The organism is Pectobacterium parmentieri (assembly GCF_001742145.1).
In the GTDB taxonomy this organism is placed as follows: Bacteria; Pseudomonadota; Gammaproteobacteria; order Enterobacterales; family Enterobacteriaceae; genus Pectobacterium; species Pectobacterium parmentieri.
Map to the genome: position 1 here is coordinate 1859178 of NZ_CP015749.1, position 18730 is coordinate 1877907.

Below are 18730 nucleotides of genomic sequence, written 5' to 3' on the forward strand. Positions count from 1 at the left end.
ACATTTCATCCACTAAGATGTGATGTAAATCTAATTAATACCGCCGGAAACCCTCACACATTGACGGGCATCACAGTTCTCTTTTCTTTGCATGGAAAACGGTTTCCATATGATATCCAATCATCCCGGCAATAACTTTTTACATTCTGCTTAGCGAAAAATGCGATCCGTTGCGGAAGGAATATAACGGTATAAGTCTATGTTCATAAAAGGTTGCCACACGCGACATTTCCATCCGGCCTGTTAATACAATGGGTTACTCGATGTAATGTAGCGATAACGTACTTGATGATGATCTATCGCCATCGCGGCGATACATAAAAAGGTGTTCATATGAGTTCCTTATATCAATCAATGATTGCCGCTATCGAACAATCGATTACCCCGCTGGCTGGGCGTTTAGGGCAACAAAAGTATGTGATCGCTATCCGCGATGGTTTCACCGCCGCACTCCCCTTTATGATCATCGGCTCGTTTATGTTGGTGTTTATTTTTCCCCCCTTCTCCACCAATACCACCGTCGGATTTGCACGCGCCTGGCTGGACTTTTCTATCACCTATCGTGAACAATTGATGCTGCCTTTTGAATTGAGCATGGGCGTAATGACATTTTTTATCTCCGTGGGCGTGGGGGCCAGCCTGGGGCGACAGTTTCAACTCGATTCCGTGATGTCTGGCCTGTTAGCATTTATGGCTTTCCTGCTCGTCGCTGCCCCTTACGCCGACGACAAAATTTCTACTGAGTATCTGTCAGGACAAGGGATTTTCACCGCCTTACTCACATCGATCTACGCTACGCGTGTTTATGCCGCGCTGAAACAGCACAATATTACGATCCGCCTGCCGAAAGAGGTGCCAACGGGGGTCGCCCGCTCATTTGAAATTCTCATTCCCGTGTTAGTGATTGTCGCCACGCTGCACCCGCTCAATCTCTTCGTTGAGGCGCAAACGGGGATGATCATTCCCGAAGCCATTATGCACCTGCTGGCACCGCTGGTTTCTGCCTCAGACTCCCTGCCTGCCATTCTGCTGTCTGTGCTGCTGTGCCAGCTTTTCTGGTTTTCGGGTATCCACGGTTCGCTGATTGTCACTGGCATCATGAATCCATTCTGGATGACTAACCTAGCCGCGAATCAGGCTGCGCTGGCGGCAGGTGAAGTACTGCCACATATCTATCTACAGGGATTTTGGGATCACTATCTGTTAATTGGTGGCGTCGGCTCAACGCTGCCCTTGGCATTTCTACTATTACGCAGCAAGGTCATGCAGTTGCGCACCATCGGCAGAATGGGCGTTGTGCCGAGCTTCTTTAACATCAACGAACCGATCATGTTCGGTGCGCCCATCATCATGAACCCGATGCTGTTTATCCCTTTTGTCTTTGTCCCCATGATCAATGCTGTGCTGGCGTACACGGCAACCAAAATGGGTTGGCTGGCACAGGTCGTATCACTCACGCCGTGGACGACACCGGCTCCCATTGGCGCATCGTGGGCCGCAAACTGGAGTTTCAGCCCGCTGATCATGTGCCTGCTGTGCATGGTGTTTTCCGCGCTGATGTATTTACCGTTCCTGCGCGCCTATGAACGGACGTTGATGAAAACTGAGGAACAAAAAATACAGAACGATTTGTCGCTGGAAAAAACAGTGAATAGTCATTAATGATGATAAATAAAAACAGATAACCGCGTTAACTAACAGAAGGTAAAGGGTTAGGGGTGACATATTTTACGATATTTTTCGTTGCCCTGAATAACATTAAAAAATGCGAGATAGGAAAGGTAATTATTACCGATAATATTCGTTCATCTAAAAATAGGTCCTATGATGATTACATTAGAAGATGCAGTAATGGAAATTATCGTCAATGCCGGGCAGTCGCGCAGTTTGTGTTTTGAGGCACTACACGCTGCGCGAAAAGGCAACATTGATGAAGCTAAAGATTTGTTGAAGGAAGCCGACGGCTATGCGCGTAAAGCGCACCATATGCAGACTCAGTTGATCGAGCAGGATGCAGGGGAAGCCAGGCAGCCGATGACATTAATTATGGTTCATGCTCAAGATCATTTAATGACATCGCTACTTGCCCGCGAATTATCAGAAGAAATTATTCATCTTTATCAACGACACTAATGCAAATAATAAATGCCTCTTAAAGGGAGGAGCGATTACGTCAGTTATTTAATTACGTCATGCTATTAAAAAATAACAACCACCTTGTTCTGAACGTCGTATTATTATTGCGCCAATCAGAGCGGGATGGTTATTGTCTGAAATAACTTACCGAATTGAGATGATTATGACAAATTGCAAAAAACTTCCAGTTACGCTGGCGGTGCTGGCCGCCCTTTGCTCCGGTTCCGCACTCGCACAAGAGATCATTACTCAGGAACAATTAGATCGTATCGTTGCTCAAGCAGTGGAAAAAGCGCTGGCAGAGCGTCAGGCCAAGCTAGACGCGATAGCCAGCAAACAGGTCGATCCTCTGACAACACCTGAGGCTCCCAAAACCCCTGACATGGCAATACCTTATGGCGTCGAATTCACAGGCTATGCGCGTTACGGCGCACAATTCCAGAGCGGTGACCAAAAATACGTTGCGGTGGACGGTTCCTACAACGGTGGTTCCGCACTGGGTCGTCTAGGCAACGAAGGCAACGGCGGTGAATTTCAGCTTTCCAAGGCATTCAAGAGTGACAATGGTGCAATCTGGGATGTCGTTGTGATGATCGACCACTGGGGCGACGAGGTTAACCTGAAGAAGGCCTATGCGGGCGTCACCAACCTTTTCGCCTCTCAGCCAAATGCCTACCTCTGGGCAGGACGTGATTTCCATCAGCGTCCACAGCAAGGTATCAACGACTATTTCTGGATGAACCATGACGGTCAGGGAGCAGGGATAAAGAATTTTGAACTCGGCGGTATTCAATTTGATGTAGCGGCCGTCGGTGCCGTAGAGTCCTGCAATCCTCAAGTGTTAGCCAATAATGCGAACCCCTCACGCATCAGTTGTACCGGTGGCTCCGGTACGGGCGATAAAGGTAATTATGCACTGACTTCCAAAGTACACGGCATCAAGCTGGGGCCGTTGGATCTGGCGCTGTACGCTAACTACGGCTTTGATTCGAAAGCAGTGGATAGCGATGCACGCCTGAAAGCCTGGCAAGGCGGTGCCGTCCTGAGCCACACAGGAAAAAATAGCCTCAATCAGTTTATTACTCGCTATTCGAATAATGCGGACAACAGCGTTTACAACAAAACAGATAACCTGAAAACCTTCTATGCCAGCTTTGAGGGTAAATACAAATTCACGCCGCAAACGCAGGTCGAATATCTGCTGGCCTACCACGACTACTCGAACGACTCCGCGAGTCAGGACGACCGTCGTAACTACAATGCCATCGTTCGCCCGATGTATTTCTGGAACGATGTGCATTCTACGTGGCTTGAAGCGGGTTACCAGCATGTAGATTACGGCCAAGGAGGTGATAACAAAGGGTGGAAACTGACGCTTTCCCAGAATGTCTCGATCGCCATGGGGCCAGAGTTCAGACCGATGCTGCGTTTCTATGTGACTGGTGGAGAAGTGGATAACAAACACACCGCGCGGACCACAACCGGCGTCAACACACAGCTCGATTCGTTTAACGTTGGGGCAATGTGGGAAGCCTGGTTCTAATCAGATACATTCAAGGAGACCGTATGGTCTCCTTGAATGTGGACGATGAGGAAAAATACGCTCAGACAATACTATTCTTCGCGCGTTAAGCCAAAATGCCGATAGGCATGCTGCGTCGCCATTCGACCACGCGGCGTGCGCTGAATGAACCCTTGCTGAATCAAAAACGGTTCCAGTACATCTTCAATAGTTTCGCGCTCTTCGCCAATCGCTGCGGCTAAGTTGTCCAGCCCGACCGGGCCACCCATGAATTTATCGATGATTGCCAACAGCAGCTTACGGTCCATGTAGTCAAAACCTTCGGTATCCACCGCCAGCATATCCAGCGCCTGCGTCGCCACGTCTCCGGTAATCGCGCCTTCCGATTTCACCTCGGAGAAATCGCGGACCCGGCGCAACAGCCGGTTAGCAATGCGCGGCGTACCACGCGCACGGCGGGCCACTTCAAGGGAACCCTCCGGCGTCAGATCCAGCCCCAGGCACTGTGCGCTGCGGCCAACAATGTACTGTAAATCCGCCACATTATAAAATTCCAGACGCTGCACAATACCAAAGCGATCGCGCAGCGGCGAGGTTAACGACCCCGCACGCGTCGTCGCGCCAATCAGCGTGAAAGGGGGTAAATCGAGTTTAATTGAACGTGCCGCCGGCCCTTCACCGATCATGATATCCAACTGATAATCTTCCATCGCTGGATACAACACTTCTTCCACCACGGGTGACAGGCGATGGATTTCATCGATGAACAAGACATCATGCGGTTCGAGATTGGTCAACAGCGCAGCAAGGTCGCCAGCTTTTTCCAACACCGGACCAGACGTTGTTCGCATATTCACGCCCATCTCATTGGCGACAATATTCGCCAACGTCGTTTTACCTAGGCCGGGGGGGCCAAAAATCAGCAGATGATCCAGCGCATCTCCCCGTTTGCGGGCGGCTTGAATGAAAATTTCCATCTGCTCACGCACCTGCGGCTGGCCCACATACTCTTTCAGCAGCTTAGGCCGCATCGCGCGGTCGAGAAACTCTTCTTCGGGAATAGCGTCAGCGGAAATTAAACGATCGGCTTCTATCATGAATACCTCACAGCGCCGCGCGCAGTGCATCCCTGATCAGGGTTTCGCAGTCAGCATCAGGGCGCGCGATCTTGGAAATCATACGGCTAGCTTCCTGTGGTTTATAGCCCAGCGCCACCAGCGCTGCGGCAGCTTCCACTTCTGGTTCGCCAACACGGCTGTCTGCGCTCGCAGGTGACGCCAGTGGGATATCGCTGACGGGATTAAACAGATCGCCACTCAAGCCCTTGAAGCGATCTTTCATTTCAACCACCAGCCGCTCTGCCGTTTTCTTACCCACGCCAGGGAGTTTAATCAACGCGCCGATCTCTTCACGCTCAACCGCGCTGACAAACTGCGTCGCGGACATGCCGGAGAGGATCGCCAGCGCCAGTTTCGGCCCAACGCCGTTCACTTTGATCAGTTCACGGAACAGCGCCCTCTCCTGCTTATCATTAAAGCCGAACAGCAGTTGCGCATCTTCGCGAACCACAAACTGGGTAAAGATAATCGCTTCCTGATTGAGCTCAGGAAGTTCGTAAAAGCACGTCATCGGCATATGGACTTCGTAACCCACGCCATTAGCTTCTATCAGCACCTGCGGCGGCTGTTTTTCCAGAATAATGCCTCTGAGACGACCTATCACGTTGCGCTTCCTTTTACATAGGGAATAAATGGCTTGAAGTATGACGAGTATATAACATAAAAAAGGCTGGATGAATATCCAGCCTCCTGTTTCAGCGCAGTCTTCCTGCTAGTGGGTTCACTTTCACCGCTGCGGTTCGCAGCAGGCTCTGGTTAAAGTGGCAATGTGTAATGGCAATCGCCAGTGCGTCGGCGGCATCCGCCTGCGGACTGGCCGACAGTTTCAGCAATGAGCGAACCATATGCTGTACCTGCTTTTTATCTGCTGCCCCCGTTCCTACCACCGTTTGCTTAACCAAACGCGCCGCGTACTCAAACACGGGCAAATCCTGATTCACACCAGCAACGATAGCCACACCGCGCGCCTGCCCCAGCTTCAAGGCTGAATCCGGGTTTTTCGCCATGAAAACTTGCTCAATCGCCATACAGTCTGGTCGAAATTGCGTAATGATTTCACTGACGCCCGCGTAAATCAGCTTAAGCCGGGTGGGCATATCATCCACCACGGTACGAATGCAACCGCTGCCGAGATACGTCAGTTGTCGCCCCTGCTGGCGGATAATGCCATAGCCCGTCACGCGCGAACCGGGGTCGATGCCTACTATTATTGTCATAGTGCTACGATTGCCATGGTGCTACGATTGTCATCGTGCCGCTCCGCCGATTCACCCGTGTGGGTTGTCGTTTCTACGTTGCATCACCGCCCTGCCATCACAGCAGCTCAGCTATCTCATCGGAGATCTCACCGTTATGGTAAACCTCCTGCACATCGTCGCAGTCTTCCAGCATGTCGATCAGACGCATCAGCTTCGGTGCCGTTTCTGCATCCATATCCGCCTTTGTAGACGGGATCATGGACACTTCGGCAGCTTCGGCTTTCAGACCAGTCGCATCCAACGCATCCTTCACATTGCCGAACGTTTCCCACGGCGTGAAGACGTCAATCGCGCCGTCGTCATATGTCACGACATCATCAGCACCCGCTTCCAGCGCGGCATCCATCACAGCATCTTCATCCAGACCCGGCGCATAAGAAATAACACCTTTCTTGGTGAAGAGGTATGACACGGAGCCATCCGTCCCCAGATTACCGCCGGTTTTGGTAAACGCGTGGCGCACCTCGGAAACAGTACGGTTGCGGTTGTCACTCAGACATTCCACCATGACAGCCGTGCCGCCCGGGCCGTAGCCTTCATAAATGATCGTTTCCATGTTGGTATCATCGTCACCGCCGATACCACGAGCAATCGCACGATTCAGCGTATCGCGCGTCATGTTGTTGGACAGTGCCTTATCGATCGCTGCGCGCAGACGTGGGTTAGACCCCGGATCGCCGCCACCCAGACGGGCTGCGGTAACCAGTTCGCGGATAATCTTGGTAAAGATTTTACCGCGTTTGGAGTCCTGTGCTGCTTTACGATGCTTTGTGTTCGCCCACTTACTATGACCTGCCATAAAAATCTCCGAAAAAAGCCTGTTCAGGCCGGATAAATAACAAATTCTTCAATCGCCTGCCGATTGCTCCAGGACTTAGTCAACTGTGCCGCGTGGGGCACATCCAGCCACTGGTAAGCAAGATGCTCGGATAATTGCACCTCGCGCTCAGCAGGTAACGCAAGACAATACCAATGTTCAGTATTGTGCGTAACCCCCGGCGCATAGCGACGTCTCAAATGAGCAAATAGCTCAAACTCAATACAGCGCTGACAGTCAAAGAGTGATAACGCTTCAGCGGATATATCAATGTTAACTTCTTCTTTGACTTCACGCTGTGCAGCATACGGCGCACTTTCCCCTTCTTCTATACTCCCCGTCACGGATTGCCAGAATTCAGGATCGTCACGCCGTTGCAGCATCAGCACCCGCCCAGTGTTGCGGGCATAAATCACCACCAACACCGAAACGGGTCGCTTATATACCATTTTATTCGTTCTCGGATTTTCCATCCTGAGCTGCTTTCCCTTTCACAACAACCGCAATAGCAAGCTCTTCCAGCGAAGCTGGGTTGGCGAAACTTGGCGCTTCCGTCATCAGACATGCGGCCGCCGTCGTTTTCGGGAAGGCGATAACATCACGAATGTTATCAGTGCCCGTCAGCAACATCACCAGACGGTCAAGACCAAACGCCAGACCCGCGTGTGGCGGCGTACCATATTTCAGCGCATCCAGCAGGAAGCCAAACTTCTCACGCTGTTCTTGCTCAGTAATACCCAAAATGCCGAACACCGTTTGCTGCATTTCACCACGGTGAATACGCACGGAGCCGCCGCCCACTTCATAACCGTTGATCACCATGTCATAGGCGTTGGCGATCGCCGCAACCGGGTTGGCAGACAGCTCTGAAGGCAGCATATCGCGCGGTGCAGTAAACGGATGGTGCATCGCAGCAAGTCCACCTTCGCCATCTTCCTCAAACATGGGGAAATCGACCACCCACAGCGGCTCCCAACTGTTGTCTTTCGTCAGGCTCAGATCGCGACCCAGTTTGAGGCGTAGTGCACCCAGCGCATCGGTCACCACTTTCGCGCTGTCTGCGCCAAAGAACAGGATATCGCCATCTTGCGCCGCGGTACGATCCAGCAGCGCAGACAGTACATCTTCACTCAGGAACTTCGCGACCGGGCTTTGTACGCCTTCCAACCCCTTGGCACGCTCGTTGACCTTGATGTAGGCCAAGCCTTTCGCACCATAGATTTCAATAAACTTGCCGTACTCATCAATCTGCTTACGGCTCAGTTGTGCGCCGCCCGGTACGCGGATAGCAGCAACGCGGCCTTTGACATCGTTTGCCGGGCCGGAGAACACTTTGAACTCGATGTCCTTCAACAGATCGGCGACGTCAACCAGTTCCAGCGGGTTGCGCAGATCTGGTTTGTCGGAACCAAAACGGCGCATGGCCTCGGCGAATGTCATGATCGGGAAGTCGCCCAAATCGACGCCTTTCACGTCCAGCCACAGTTCACGCACCAGTTTCTCCATCACCTCACGCACCTGCGGCGCCGTCATGAAAGAGGTTTCCACATCAATCTGGGTAAATTCAGGCTGTCTGTCAGCACGCAGGTCTTCGTCACGGAAGCATTTGACGATCTGATAGTAGCGGTCAAAACCGGACATCATCAGCAGTTGTTTGAACAGTTGTGGGGACTGCGGCAGCGCATAAAATTTGCCTTTATGTACGCGGCTCGGCACCAGATAGTCGCGCGCGCCTTCCGGCGTCGCTTTCGTCAACATCGGCGTTTCAATGTCCAGAAAGCCGTGATCGTCCATAAAGCGGCGAACAAAACTGGTGATACGAGCACGCGTTTTCAGGCGCTGCGCCATTTCAGGACGACGCAAGTCCAGATAGCGGAATTTGAGACGCGCTTCTTCGGTGTTGGTTTGGTTGGAATCCAGCGGTAGCGCTTCAGAACGGTTAACGATCGTCAGGGCGTTGGCAAAAATCTCGACTTCACCCGTCGCCATATCTTTGTTGATTTGGCTTTCTGGACGGGCACGTACTACACCGGTAAGTTGGATGCAGAACTCGTTACGCAACTCGGATGCCAGTTTAAATGCGTCCTGACGATCTGGGTCAAAGAACACTTGGACCAACCCTTCACGGTCACGCATATCAATAAAAATCAAACCACCCAGATCGCGGCGGCGGTTAACCCAACCGCACAATGTCACTTCCTGGCCCACATGGGACGAATTCAACTGCCCGCAATAATTAGTACGCATCACGATGTCCTTTTACTCATCCGCCAGCTCACACGCTTTCACGGTCGATTACGCTTCACGGTAGCTCACAACGCAAAAACCGTGGCATTTTAGCTGCGCGGTATGGTTTTTCTGGGTTACTGTTCGGTGAAAAAAGGCGGCTATTATAAAGGATAATAGCGCGAACGATAAGTATGAAGGTAACGCTCTGCGATGCAGGTGCCTACTCTTTTTACGAAATTTCTCTGTCGGTTAACGAAATGTTCACCCATCGGGGTGGAATTGTTGCAAAAACCAAACGCCAGAAGAAAACTGAGCCACCAGAATGCAGCGATCCTAAAATCGTCAGAAAAGCGACGTTCCCGTTGATCAATTTTCCTAAGCGTCACTGGCCCACAGACAGAGGGCATGCCGATGCGCACAGCATGATGATTTGTGGAAACCGCCCTTCTCTTTTAATAAAACCTGCTAGAGTTAATAAGTAACTCATTATTTTTATAAAAATTTTAATAAAAAAGTGCTTTTCCAATTTTGGCTAATGCGTATGGTTTACATGGAGAACAGCTATGTATTCATTTGTTGCACGTCAACCTATTTTAAATCAACACCGACAAACCGTTGCCTACGAGCTACTTTTTCGCATGGACATCACCAATAAATTTCCTGATGTCAGCCCTGAATTTGCGACCGCGCAGCTTATTTCTGATCAGTTCTTGACCAACCCACTAACGAAATCTGTCGTTGAGCAACCTTACTATATTAATTTTCCCCATCAGATGTTGATCAATGGCCAGGCTGAGGTATTGCCACAGGAAAAGGTCGTGATCGAAATTCTGGAAAATTCGATACCCAATAATGATCTCTTTGCTGCCGTAAAAAAGCTAAAAAGGAAGGGCTTCAAAATTGCGCTTGATGACTTTTCGATGAATTCAGAATGGGATCGGTTTTTGCCTTACATTGATATCATCAAATTCGATTTGACCCAGTCGACGTTTGATGAGATTGAAAAGTTCATCAAAAGAACAGCACAGCGTAAGCTAATCTATTTGGCCGAAAAAGTAGAAACACACGAACAATACCTGCAAAGTAAAAAACTGGGGATCTCGCTTTTTCAGGGGTATTTTTTCAGTCGTCCTGAAATGATTAAGTCAAAAAAATTGGTTAGTAACTCCAGCAACACCATCAGGTTACTGAGGGAAGTCAATAAACCTGAGATCAACTATGCCACTATCGAGGAATTGGTCTGCGCCGATCTATCACTTTATTATAAGTTGATGCGCCATATCACCAATATCAAATACAACACTCGCTTTGGCATCACCGCGACTTCAATGTCGTTTCGTTCGATGGCAATGCTGCTTGGGCAGCGGGAACTTAAGCGTTTTGTTTCATTAATTAGCATTACCAACAGTAATGAAAATAAACCCAGCGAGCTTTATCGTACCAGCTTAATTCGTGCCAGGTTTTTCGAATTACTGTATGCCTCTTTTAATGTGAAGGAAGACACCACTGAAGCGTTTCTATGCGGGTTATTATCACTGCTTGATGCCGTATTAGATTCCCCCATGCCGCTGCTACTTTCGCAAATCGCACTATCCGAAAAAATTAACCAGAGTTTATTAGAAAATACCGGCGAACTGGCAATTTACCTGACGTTAATCGCTAAATACGAACAGCAAGAGTGGGAAGAGCTTGAGCGCCTCTTAATCCAGTTAGGTGTCGATGAAGAAAATTTCTTTACCATGATAATGGAAGCAACACAGTGGGCAGATGATATTTTATAAACGATTTCCCTCGACTCACTCGCGCTCCCCAGCCAATTACGCGATAATGGCAGATATCCTATTGAGGCCCAATGAAATTATGGTGCGATAGATGTACATCGGATTACCACAATGGCAGCACCCTGCGTGGAGTCGGTTGGGGTTAAACGATCTTGCTGACTACAGTCGCTATTTTACCTGCGTTGAAGGTAACACCACTTTTTATGCGTTACCTTCACGCGAGATTGTCAGGCGTTGGCGTGATATGACACATGATGACTTTCGTTTTTGCTTCAAGTTTCCCTCAACGATCAGCCATAAAGCCGCCTTGCAGAACTGTGATAGCGATGTCAGCCTTTTTTATCAATGCCTTGAGCCGATCGAACACCGTATTGGGCAGCTATGGCTACAACTCCCCGCAACCTTCGGGCCAGTACAGTTACCCGTTCTGTGGCGTTTCCTTGATGCCTTACCGCAGGAATTTAACTACGGGGTGGAAGTGCGCCACCCGCTATTTTTTGCCAAAGGCGATGAGGAGCGTGCGCTGAATCAGGGACTACAGCAACGCGGCATTAATCGCGTGATCCTCGACAGCCGCCCAGTCCACCATGCCGCACCAGACAGTGCCGCGATGCGTGAAGCCCAACGTAAAAAACCGCGCGTACCGGTTCATGCCGTACTGACCGCCGCGCAACCGCTGATCCGCTTTATCGGCAGTGAGAAACAGGAAGAAAATCTCCACTGGTTTGAGTCATGGCGTAACAAACTGCCGCAGTGGCATGACGCGAATCCTTTCTTCTTTATTCACACACCGGATATTGGTGATGCACCACCACTGGCACAACAGCTTTGGCCATTACTCGCCGAGATCGACCCGACATTGCCGCCGCAACCGGATTGGCCACAGCAGGCAACGCTTTTTTGACTCAGTAAGCAGAGGATGTGTTAGTTCATTTAGTTATAACCATTACGTCAACGTAATCTATTTCCGCTAAAAAAATGGGGCTTTACAGGCGACAGTGGCGCTAGGTAAAGCTATTATTCTGCAAGCCGTTTTCGGTTAGGTCACGGAGTAAAAAATGGTAAGTGCGCTCTATATCGTGCTTGGCGCAATTTTGTTGATAAAGCTGTCTATTGATGTTGTAAAACTGAGAATGCAGTATCGTGTGGCGTATGGCGACGGCGGGTTTTATGAATTACAAACTGCAATCCGCGTACATGGCAATGCGGTGGAATATATTCCGATTGCAGCAATTTTGCTGCTGCTAATGGAAATGAATGGTGCACTCATCATCATGATCCATTTTTGCGGTGTTTTATTGATCGTCGGGCGCTTAGTTCACTACTACGGCCTTCGGCATCGTGAATTCCGCTGGCGACGTTCAGGAATGTCTGCAACCTATGCTTCGCTCATCCTGATGATTGCCGCAAACCTCTATTACCTTCCTTGGGATCTCGTTTTCACGCTGTATTGATGGTGTGAGACAAAAACAATATCCGCCGTTCTCGGGCGCACAGACATAATGCGTCCGGGAATCAAAAACCGCGTCCACATGTGGAAGGCGAAGATCATATACCCTAAATTATTCGAGTTTCAGGCAGGCGGCAAGCGAGTGAGTCCCGATGAGCTTACTCAAGTAAGTGATTCGGGTGACAAATCTGCCGGGAGTAGATTTGAACGCTGCTTGCAGCGGCCCTTCAGGGCGAGGCCCACGATGGGCCGAGTATTTGAACGCAGCCAACGCACATGCAACTTGAAGTATGACGGGTATGGCGTATTCTGCTAGAATGCGCGCCTCTTTATTACTCTCAGTGCACTTTCCGCCATGCCAAACCGCGATATGCTTTTTTCTGTGCCAATTGCCAATTTAGGCGACTGGACATTCGACGAACGCGTTGCCGACGTATTTCCCGATATGATCCAACGTTCCGTGCCCGGCTATTCCAACATCATCTCAATGATTGGCATGCTGGCAGAGCGATTCGCCCGCTCGGATAGCCACGTCTACGATCTGGGATGTTCGCTGGGCGCGGCCACCCTGTCTATGCGACGTAATATCCATGTGCCGGGCTGCAAAATTATCGCGGTGGACAACTCTCCGGCGATGGTGAAACGCTGCCGTAGCCACATTGACGCTTTCCGTTCCGATACGCCCGTCGAGATTATAGAAGCGGATATTCTGAACATTGATATCACGAATGCTTCCATGGTTGTGCTGAATTTTACCCTTCAGTTTCTGGAACCTTCCCAGCGTCAGGTACTTATCGAGCGTATTTACCAGGGATTAAATCCCGGTGGCGTGCTAGTGCTCTCCGAGAAATTCAATTTTGCAGACAAAGACGTCGGCGAATTGCTGTTCAATATGCATCTCGATTTCAAACGGGCAAATGGCTACAGCGAGCTGGAAATCAGTCAGAAACGCAGCATGCTGGAAAATGTCATGTTGACCGACTCAGTAGAAACCCATAAGGCTCGACTGGCAGATGCTGGTTTTGAGCACAGCGAGATCTGGTTTCAGTGTTTTAATTTTGGTTCGTTATTAGCCGTAAAAGCAGAGGAAAAGGCGTGATCGATTTCGGCAATTTTTATCAGCAAATCGCAAAGGGCCCGCTCAGCCACTGGCTTAACACGCTGCCTTCACAGCTCAGCAGTTGGCAGCAAGAATCCCTGCACGGTAAGTTCAAGCTATGGTTTAACTCGCTGGAACACCTCCCGTCGCTGAAGCCAACCTCTTTAGATTTGAACGACAGCGTCACAGCACGCATCGAGCCCGATATTTCCGTCGGTCAGCGCGAAGGGATTGAAAAGCTGCTACGTAATCTGATGCCCTGGCGTAAAGGCCCCTTTTCGCTTTACGGTGTGGATATCAACACCGAATGGCGTTCAGACTGGAAATGGCAGCGCGTTCTACCACATATCAGCCCGCTGAAAAATCGCCTGATTCTGGATGTAGGCTGCGGCAGCGGCTATCACCTATGGCGAATGGTCGGTGAAGGTGCCACGATGGCGGTGGGTATCGACCCCATGCAGCTATTCTTATGTCAGTTTGAAGCCGTGCGTAAGCTACTCGGCGACGACCAGCGCGCACACGTTCTGCCGCTCGGCATTGAGCAACTCCCCGAGCTGGCTGCGTTTGATACCGTATTTTCCATGGGCGTCCTGTACCATCGTCGTTCCCCGCTCGATCACCTGTGGCAATTGAAAAATCAGTTAGTAGCAGGTGGTGAACTGGTGCTGGAAACGCTAGTCATCGACGGTGATGAGAACCAGGTGTTAGTTCCGGGAGAACGTTACGCGCAAATGCGCAATGTGTACTTCATTCCATCCGCTGCAGCCTTAACGACATGGCTTGAGAAATGTGGATTCGTTGATGTCCGCATCGTCGATAGTTGTGTCACCACGACGCAGGAACAACGCCGGACAGACTGGATGATAACGGAGTCGCTGGCCGAATTCCTCGATCCTGAAGATCAAACGAAAACGGTGGAAGGTTATCCCGCACCGGTACGAGCGGTATTGGTTGCACGTAAACCTGGTGCTGAGCTATAGGCCTCTGCGCCGCCATTATAACGTTCGATAAAAGCACTGACGATAACTCGATAAGACGGCCAGTGCGCTTGACTCGCGACGCCAGTTCGCCAAGCGCCACTGCGACGTCGTCATCGGCCACAATCTGCCACACCTCGAATCGCTCCGGTATAATTTGCTCAGCCAATTCACGGAAAAATGAAGCCACCTCCTCACGATTCCGACGCGGGCCGATCCAGGAACGACCTGCATATCACCCGAGATATCCCACTCTACTTCCTGCGTAAACAGCTCGACGATCGCCTTCAGTGTCTGTGGATCGTCGGGCTGAGCCCAGGTCGAATTCGAAAACATTTTCAAAGCGACCTTGCGATGAGCAAACGTCAGGCCACGCTCGTCTATCACGCGTAACGCCCCATTCTCGGCCTTCAACCGCGATCCGATCGCCGTCGACGATAAAAACCAAACCGTCAATATCGTGGGTAAGCCAAGCAGCGTCCACAGCGATCCATTCAGCAAATTTCGCGTACTGGCATCGCCGAACCAGTACGCGCAGACCGTAATAGCTGCTCAGAAAAGCTCGTGCCAACAGTAACGCCGGTCGAGCTGAAGATACATCTCCGTTGCGTTGCCCTACCGCAAATAGGTGGCATAACACCTGTTCCAGTCGGGTTACATCGACTCTACCGATCTGTACGACAACCGAATCTTTACCCGAACGCTCTAACGCGGCAAATACTCCCATGCAGCCTCGGCGCTTGACCAGATTGAAATAGGCAAGGACAAAAAACGCATTTTCACTGTAGCGCACTTAGTTAACCCCCATCCTCCGGCAAAGACCGGATGCGCTAATCCTGAATTCAATGCCGGTATCTGTCGTTTTTCAATGCTCCCTACGCAACAGGATAATGATAATCAATATCATTTGTTGACAGATTTTCTATTGGTGAGTAATCTCCATAATTAGCTGTATATATATACAGCAACAACAATCAAACAGGAGATTAATGATGGATACAGTATTAACAAACCGTGATGGACTTGAGTGGAAAAGAATGTTGGAGCTTGGGTATGACTGGAACGGTGAGTCGTGGAGTCGGCCGGAAATCGGCAAATTATTGTGGCGCCAACTCATGACGTGCAGCCCCTGCCAAAAAATGGCTCCGATCACGTTAGGCATTGACAGACTATTTACACGTTTATCGACTCACTGAATCAGCGTGTCGGGTAACGCGATGTTGGTCTGTTGCTGTTTGCCTTCAAAAGCAGATAGGTCAACATCGATAACAAACCAGCTATCAAGCTGGACGCTTGTTTGACTCATAGAGGATATAAAAAATGTTAACCACTGGAACAACCCGAATCACCGGCGACAGAAAGCTAAACGACCTGATAGGCCATCTGATCGATCCGCAATTGGTCGAAGTTGAAGCGGCTCCTCAGATTAAGGCAATGGCTACTTCCCGTCTGAATTTCAAAATGCAGAAACAAACCCAAACTAATTGGTGCTGGGCGGCTGTTTCCGCCTCGGTCGGCAACTTCTACCGCACTGGGTCTTGGACCCAGTGCGGTGTAGCCAGCGCCTCTCTGGACCGCAACTGCTGCAATCAACCGGGACCGTGCAACATCTACGGTTATTTGGATTCCGCCTTGCAAATCACACGCAGCTACAACGGCATGAATAGAGGATCCTTGCAGATGTCGGCCATTCGGAACCAGATCAAAAAGGGCCGACCAATCGGTTTGCGTTGCGCCTGGTACGGTGGCGGTGCGCACTTTTTGGTTATCTATGGGACCGACGGTGATTACCTGTTGATTGCAGATTCGATCTACGGTTACTCGACCCATGCTTTGAACTCGTTCCCCAGGTTATACAAATCCGGCGGAAATTGGACTGACACTTACTTCACCGTAAAAAAATAAAGAGGGCAACATCATGCAATTGACTTATCCAAAAGCGCCTTCCAACGGCGTACAGGCACTGCGTCCGGCACTGCAATCTGCGCTGAAACCCCAGGGCTTCGGCATCAATCGTCAATTCGCGGCCGCCAAGCCGGGCAAAATAAAGCTGAGCGAAGGCTATCGTGGCTACTCGCTCAACCTAGAGGATCTGATTCACGGTAAAGGCCTCAAAGACGCGAAGGTCGGCGATTGGCATTACTTAGTGTTTGCCGATGAAGTGACGATTGCCGACGCGCAATTGACCGACGTGCACGGGCATGTCGAGTTCGCTTCGCTCAACCACGGAAATTTGGCAGCCGCGACGGTAGAGGCGCTAAAGCTGGCGGATCTATCGCCGCAACTACAGGGTAAAACCGTTGAACTGCGAGTATTATTCATCTCGGCACTCCACGTTGTGGCAATCTGGCTGTACGCCGACAGCGAAGATGTGCTGATCCCAATTGAGCCGACCCCCAAGGAAATTGCAGTCACTCAGTTGTATAATGAGGTGGAGCTGCTCGCTTTGCTCAAACCGGCGGCTGATCAGGCTCATAAGCGCTTCGACGCGGACACCAGTGGGCTGTTGGGGGGTGGATAAAAGCCAAAATCTTCACTTTAGAGGTTCAAGACAATGCCACTAAAATTGGCTTTTTTAGCCTGATAGTGTTGTGTTTAACACCCAGATGGTGCGCGACTCACTGTGTGAGATCCGCGTTCAGCAGGGTAACACGGTCATGGTGGCGTCGCTGAACTACGGAGTCAGAGGCTCAACCACTGGGCGGAGTTCGCTCCGCCCAGTGGTGGTTGTCTGGCGTGATTTCCCTGCACCCTTTGAAGAATACCGCCGGCTCTACGGGGCCGGCCCCTCTAAGTCAACGATTGGAGGTTCGGTATGAAAATCACCAACACACCAGTAAGTGTAACGGCTCGCGTTTATCGCAAATTTGGGCTCACATTAACTGCAAATGAAAATCACGAACGAAGCAGTCTGGCGGTGTCAGGATGGTGTACCACTGGGCCATGAAGGTGCTGAAGGTGGGAGAGCTGGTTGGTAACGCATGGCCATTGCGCGAATGCGGTACGCCGGGTGATGCGGGGAAGTTGCGCCTGAAACCCGAGGTGACGCTCAAAAAACCATCATCTTCCTGTTATGACGGTGCCGACTTCAGGGAGCCACCCAAAAAAAGTCAGGATCCTGCCCCCTGTGTTCACTGTCCTACGCGCCTACGGGCACTTTGAAATTCCTAGGCGTTGAAAAAAAGCCCCAGCAATACGCTGAGGCTTGGTACTTGCCATGCAAACCTGATGGTATGCGGCGCGGCAAAATTGAAGAATAACGATGTGGTGTCTATACATGCAGTCGATCAACCGCGACACCATGAAACACCTTACATTATGATACGTACTGCATTTCACGATCCGGGCTGACCGCCCGTTTCATTGCTGCTACCACATCGCCATCCACACAGTACTGGCTAAATTCATCTAACTCCGCATCAGAACACATCGACACACCGATCTTACGGTAACGCATCGGAGATGGAGCCCACTGCCCTGCTGAGCTATGCAATTCTCGGATACCCGCTTGCTGAAATTTATGCACGTTAGTTAACCGCACGCCGGAACCCGCCATAATAATAGGACCGTGACTGACCTGCGTTAGTTCACGTAATAACCGTAATCCATTTTCCGCAGTCTGCTGCTGCCCAGAGCTCAATATACGTGATACACCCAGATCGGTAAGTTGTTCCAAGGCAATATAAGGGTTCAGACACATATCAAATGCGCGATGAAAGGTCACTTCCATCCCCTGAGCCGCCGCCATAATTTCACGCATTTTGAGCAAATCAATGTGCCCTTCCTCATTCAGCACACCGACAACGATACCGGGGAATCCCATCTCACGAATCTGCTCAATGTCATATTTGATGGCTGCAAACTCCGTCGGGCTGTAGCAAAAATCCCCCCCTCTCGGGCGTACAATCGGGTGAACGGGAATCGCAACTTTTTCACGGGCACCACGCAGCGCACCATAGGATGGCGTTAATCCCCCTTCGCGCTGTCCTGCACAGAGTTCAATCCTGTCAGCCCCAGACTGCGCTGCCGTTATCGCACAATCAACGCTATAACAGCATACTTCCAGTTTCGTCATCGCGACTCCTCCATATAAGCTCCCCGCCCCTTTTTCTTAATCACTAAAAACCGACGAATCATCACGCCGATTAAAGTAATAACTATGGCATTCACATTCATATCGTGAGGAGACCGGAGTCACAATGAATACGATACATTACCGAAGTAAACATGACATAAACCACAATTTTATTAATCTGTTCCGCAGCAAAAGAAATTAGTATGAATGACGCGACATACCATTTTATCAGTCAACCCATGCCATCTTTCTGATTACGCGCTGAGC

At 50.4% G+C, this 18730-nt stretch carries 21 protein-coding genes and 1 pseudogene; 13 read left to right on the forward strand and 9 right to left on the reverse strand.

Annotation, left to right across the window (positions count from 1 at the left end):
* Positions 1–333 precede the first annotated feature (333 nt).
* From A8F97_RS08340 to A8F97_RS08350, 3 genes are all read left to right on the forward strand, one after another.
* Positions 334–1662 carry a PTS sugar transporter subunit IIC gene (locus A8F97_RS08340; protein ID WP_033071401.1) on the forward strand — a complete coding sequence of 443 codons (1329 nt, stop codon included), beginning with the start codon at positions 334–336 and terminating at the stop codon, positions 1660–1662.
* A gap of 165 nt (positions 1663–1827) precedes the next feature.
* A complete protein-coding gene (locus A8F97_RS08345; RefSeq protein WP_015730387.1) occupies positions 1828–2133 on the forward strand; it encodes a PTS lactose/cellobiose transporter subunit IIA in 306 nt (101 codons plus the stop codon).
* Between the two features lie 166 nt (positions 2134–2299).
* Positions 2300–3679: a carbohydrate porin gene (locus tag A8F97_RS08350; RefSeq protein ID WP_015730386.1), complete on the forward strand. Its 1380-nt coding sequence runs from the start codon at positions 2300–2302 to the stop codon at positions 3677–3679.
* Between the two features lie 71 nt (positions 3680–3750).
* Here the strand turns inward: A8F97_RS08350 and ruvB are convergent, their stop codons facing one another.
* From ruvB to aspS, 6 genes are all read right to left on the reverse strand, one after another.
* Positions 3751–4755 (reverse strand): Holliday junction branch migration DNA helicase RuvB, encoded by a 1005-nt coding sequence (ruvB, locus tag A8F97_RS08355; protein ID WP_015730385.1) that lies wholly within the window; start codon positions 4753–4755, stop codon positions 3751–3753.
* A 7-nt stretch (positions 4756–4762) separates the two neighbouring features.
* Complete coding sequence (ruvA, locus tag A8F97_RS08360; RefSeq protein ID WP_014699752.1) at positions 4763–5380, reverse strand: Holliday junction branch migration protein RuvA; 618 nt, start codon at positions 5378–5380, stop codon at positions 4763–4765.
* 91 nt (positions 5381–5471) lie between these two features.
* Complete coding sequence (gene ruvC / locus A8F97_RS08365; protein WP_014699751.1) at positions 5472–5993, reverse strand: crossover junction endodeoxyribonuclease RuvC; 522 nt, start codon at positions 5991–5993, stop codon at positions 5472–5474.
* 97 nt (positions 5994–6090) lie between these two features.
* The gene (locus A8F97_RS08370; protein WP_014699750.1) at positions 6091–6834 is read right to left on the reverse strand and encodes a YebC/PmpR family DNA-binding transcriptional regulator; all 744 of its coding nucleotides are present in this window, start codon (positions 6832–6834) and stop codon (positions 6091–6093) included.
* 23 nt (positions 6835–6857) lie between these two features.
* Positions 6858–7301 carry a dihydroneopterin triphosphate diphosphatase gene (nudB, locus tag A8F97_RS08375; protein WP_014699749.1) on the reverse strand — a complete coding sequence of 148 codons (444 nt, stop codon included), beginning with the start codon at positions 7299–7301 and terminating at the stop codon, positions 6858–6860.
* A gap of 1 nt (position 7302) precedes the next feature.
* Positions 7303–9099, reverse strand: coding sequence for an aspartate--tRNA ligase (gene aspS / locus A8F97_RS08380; protein WP_014699748.1), 1797 nt, complete (start codon positions 9097–9099; stop codon positions 7303–7305).
* Between the two features lie 173 nt (positions 9100–9272).
* Here aspS and A8F97_RS08385 point away from each other — a divergent pair, with 173 nt between their 5' ends.
* The 6 genes from A8F97_RS08385 to cmoB all read left to right on the forward strand — a co-directional run bounded on the left by A8F97_RS08385 (position 9273) and on the right by cmoB (position 14391).
* On the forward strand, positions 9273–9563 hold the full coding sequence (locus A8F97_RS08385; RefSeq protein ID WP_033071399.1) for a hypothetical protein: 291 nt from the start codon (positions 9273–9275) through the stop codon (positions 9561–9563).
* Between the two features lie 81 nt (positions 9564–9644).
* Positions 9645–10862, forward strand: coding sequence for an EAL and HDOD domain-containing protein (locus A8F97_RS08390; protein WP_015730383.1), 1218 nt, complete (start codon positions 9645–9647; stop codon positions 10860–10862).
* Positions 10863–10953: 91 nt separating this feature from the next.
* A complete protein-coding gene (locus tag A8F97_RS08395; protein WP_033071398.1) occupies positions 10954–11766 on the forward strand; it encodes a DUF72 domain-containing protein in 813 nt (270 codons plus the stop codon).
* Positions 11767–11920: 154 nt separating this feature from the next.
* Entirely contained in the window at positions 11921–12316 is a 396-nt protein-coding gene (locus A8F97_RS08400) for an MAPEG family protein (RefSeq protein ID WP_014699745.1), read from the forward strand.
* A 351-nt stretch (positions 12317–12667) separates the two neighbouring features.
* Positions 12668–13411, forward strand: coding sequence for a carboxy-S-adenosyl-L-methionine synthase CmoA (cmoA, locus tag A8F97_RS08405; RefSeq protein ID WP_033071397.1), 744 nt, complete (start codon positions 12668–12670; stop codon positions 13409–13411).
* On the forward strand, positions 13408–14391 hold the full coding sequence (cmoB, locus tag A8F97_RS08410) for a tRNA 5-methoxyuridine(34)/uridine 5-oxyacetic acid(34) synthase CmoB (RefSeq protein WP_015730380.1): 984 nt from the start codon (positions 13408–13410) through the stop codon (positions 14389–14391). The genes cmoA and cmoB overlap by 4 nt, the downstream gene beginning before the upstream one ends.
* A 232-nt stretch (positions 14392–14623) precedes the next feature.
* Here the strand turns inward: cmoB and A8F97_RS24605 are convergent, their stop codons facing one another.
* Complete coding sequence (locus A8F97_RS24605; protein ID WP_050512649.1) at positions 14624–15181, reverse strand: hypothetical protein; 558 nt, start codon at positions 15179–15181, stop codon at positions 14624–14626.
* 304 nt (positions 15182–15485) lie between these two features.
* Positions 15486–15670 (reverse strand): annotated as a pseudogene (locus tag A8F97_RS24610) (type II toxin-antitoxin system HicB family antitoxin); the annotation flags it as partial.
* Positions 15671–15708: 38 nt separating this feature from the next.
* Between A8F97_RS24610 and A8F97_RS08420 the strand changes: the two are divergent.
* The 4 genes from A8F97_RS08420 to A8F97_RS08430 all read left to right on the forward strand — a co-directional run bounded on the left by A8F97_RS08420 (position 15709) and on the right by A8F97_RS08430 (position 17550).
* Complete coding sequence (locus A8F97_RS08420) at positions 15709–16293, forward strand: papain-like cysteine protease family protein (protein WP_014699740.1); 585 nt, start codon at positions 15709–15711, stop codon at positions 16291–16293.
* Between the two features lie 13 nt (positions 16294–16306).
* A complete protein-coding gene (locus A8F97_RS08425; RefSeq protein WP_015730379.1) occupies positions 16307–16909 on the forward strand; it encodes a hypothetical protein in 603 nt (200 codons plus the stop codon).
* Positions 16910–16979: 70 nt separating this feature from the next.
* Entirely contained in the window at positions 16980–17207 is a 228-nt protein-coding gene (locus A8F97_RS23120; protein WP_071822854.1) for a Hok/Gef family protein, read from the forward strand.
* Positions 17208–17313: 106 nt separating this feature from the next.
* Positions 17314–17550: a hypothetical protein gene (locus A8F97_RS08430; protein WP_033071396.1), complete on the forward strand. Its 237-nt coding sequence runs from the start codon at positions 17314–17316 to the stop codon at positions 17548–17550.
* Positions 17551–17704: 154 nt separating this feature from the next.
* Here the strand turns inward: A8F97_RS08430 and cutC are convergent, their stop codons facing one another.
* Complete coding sequence (gene cutC, locus A8F97_RS08435; RefSeq protein ID WP_014699737.1) at positions 17705–18463, reverse strand: copper homeostasis protein CutC; 759 nt, start codon at positions 18461–18463, stop codon at positions 17705–17707.
* Between the last annotated feature and the right edge of the window lie 267 nt (positions 18464–18730).

Bases quoted from the DNA above. Each gene is read 5' to 3' on its own strand.
- A8F97_RS08340 (WP_033071401.1), top strand. From the start codon at position 334: ATGAGTTCCTTATATCAATCAATGATTGCCGCTATCGAACAATCGATT.
- A8F97_RS08345 (WP_015730387.1), top strand. From the start codon at position 1,828: ATGATTACATTAGAAGATGCAGTAATGGAAATTATCGTCAATGCCGGG.
- A8F97_RS08350 (WP_015730386.1), top strand. From the start codon at position 2,300: ATGACAAATTGCAAAAAACTTCCAGTTACGCTGGCGGTGCTGGCCGCC.
- ruvB (WP_015730385.1), bottom strand. From the start codon at position 4,755: ATGATAGAAGCCGATCGTTTAATTTCCGCTGACGCTATTCCCGAAGAA.
- ruvC (WP_014699751.1), bottom strand. From the start codon at position 5,993: ATGACAATAATAGTAGGCATCGACCCCGGTTCGCGCGTGACGGGCTAT.
- A8F97_RS08370 (WP_014699750.1), bottom strand. From the start codon at position 6,834: ATGGCAGGTCATAGTAAGTGGGCGAACACAAAGCATCGTAAAGCAGCA.
- nudB (WP_014699749.1), bottom strand. From the start codon at position 7,301: ATGGTATATAAGCGACCCGTTTCGGTGTTGGTGGTGATTTATGCCCGC.
- aspS (WP_014699748.1), bottom strand. From the start codon at position 9,099: ATGCGTACTAATTATTGCGGGCAGTTGAATTCGTCCCATGTGGGCCAG.
- A8F97_RS08385 (WP_033071399.1), top strand. From the start codon at position 9,273: ATGAAGGTAACGCTCTGCGATGCAGGTGCCTACTCTTTTTACGAAATT.
- A8F97_RS08390 (WP_015730383.1), top strand. From the start codon at position 9,645: ATGTATTCATTTGTTGCACGTCAACCTATTTTAAATCAACACCGACAA.
- A8F97_RS08395 (WP_033071398.1), top strand. From the start codon at position 10,954: ATGTACATCGGATTACCACAATGGCAGCACCCTGCGTGGAGTCGGTTG.
- A8F97_RS08400 (WP_014699745.1), top strand. From the start codon at position 11,921: ATGGTAAGTGCGCTCTATATCGTGCTTGGCGCAATTTTGTTGATAAAG.
- cmoA (WP_033071397.1), top strand. From the start codon at position 12,668: ATGCCAAACCGCGATATGCTTTTTTCTGTGCCAATTGCCAATTTAGGC.
- A8F97_RS08420 (WP_014699740.1), top strand. From the start codon at position 15,709: ATGTTAACCACTGGAACAACCCGAATCACCGGCGACAGAAAGCTAAAC.
- A8F97_RS08425 (WP_015730379.1), top strand. From the start codon at position 16,307: ATGCAATTGACTTATCCAAAAGCGCCTTCCAACGGCGTACAGGCACTG.
- A8F97_RS08430 (WP_033071396.1), top strand. From the start codon at position 17,314: ATGGTGTACCACTGGGCCATGAAGGTGCTGAAGGTGGGAGAGCTGGTT.
- cutC (WP_014699737.1), bottom strand. From the start codon at position 18,463: ATGACGAAACTGGAAGTATGCTGTTATAGCGTTGATTGTGCGATAACG.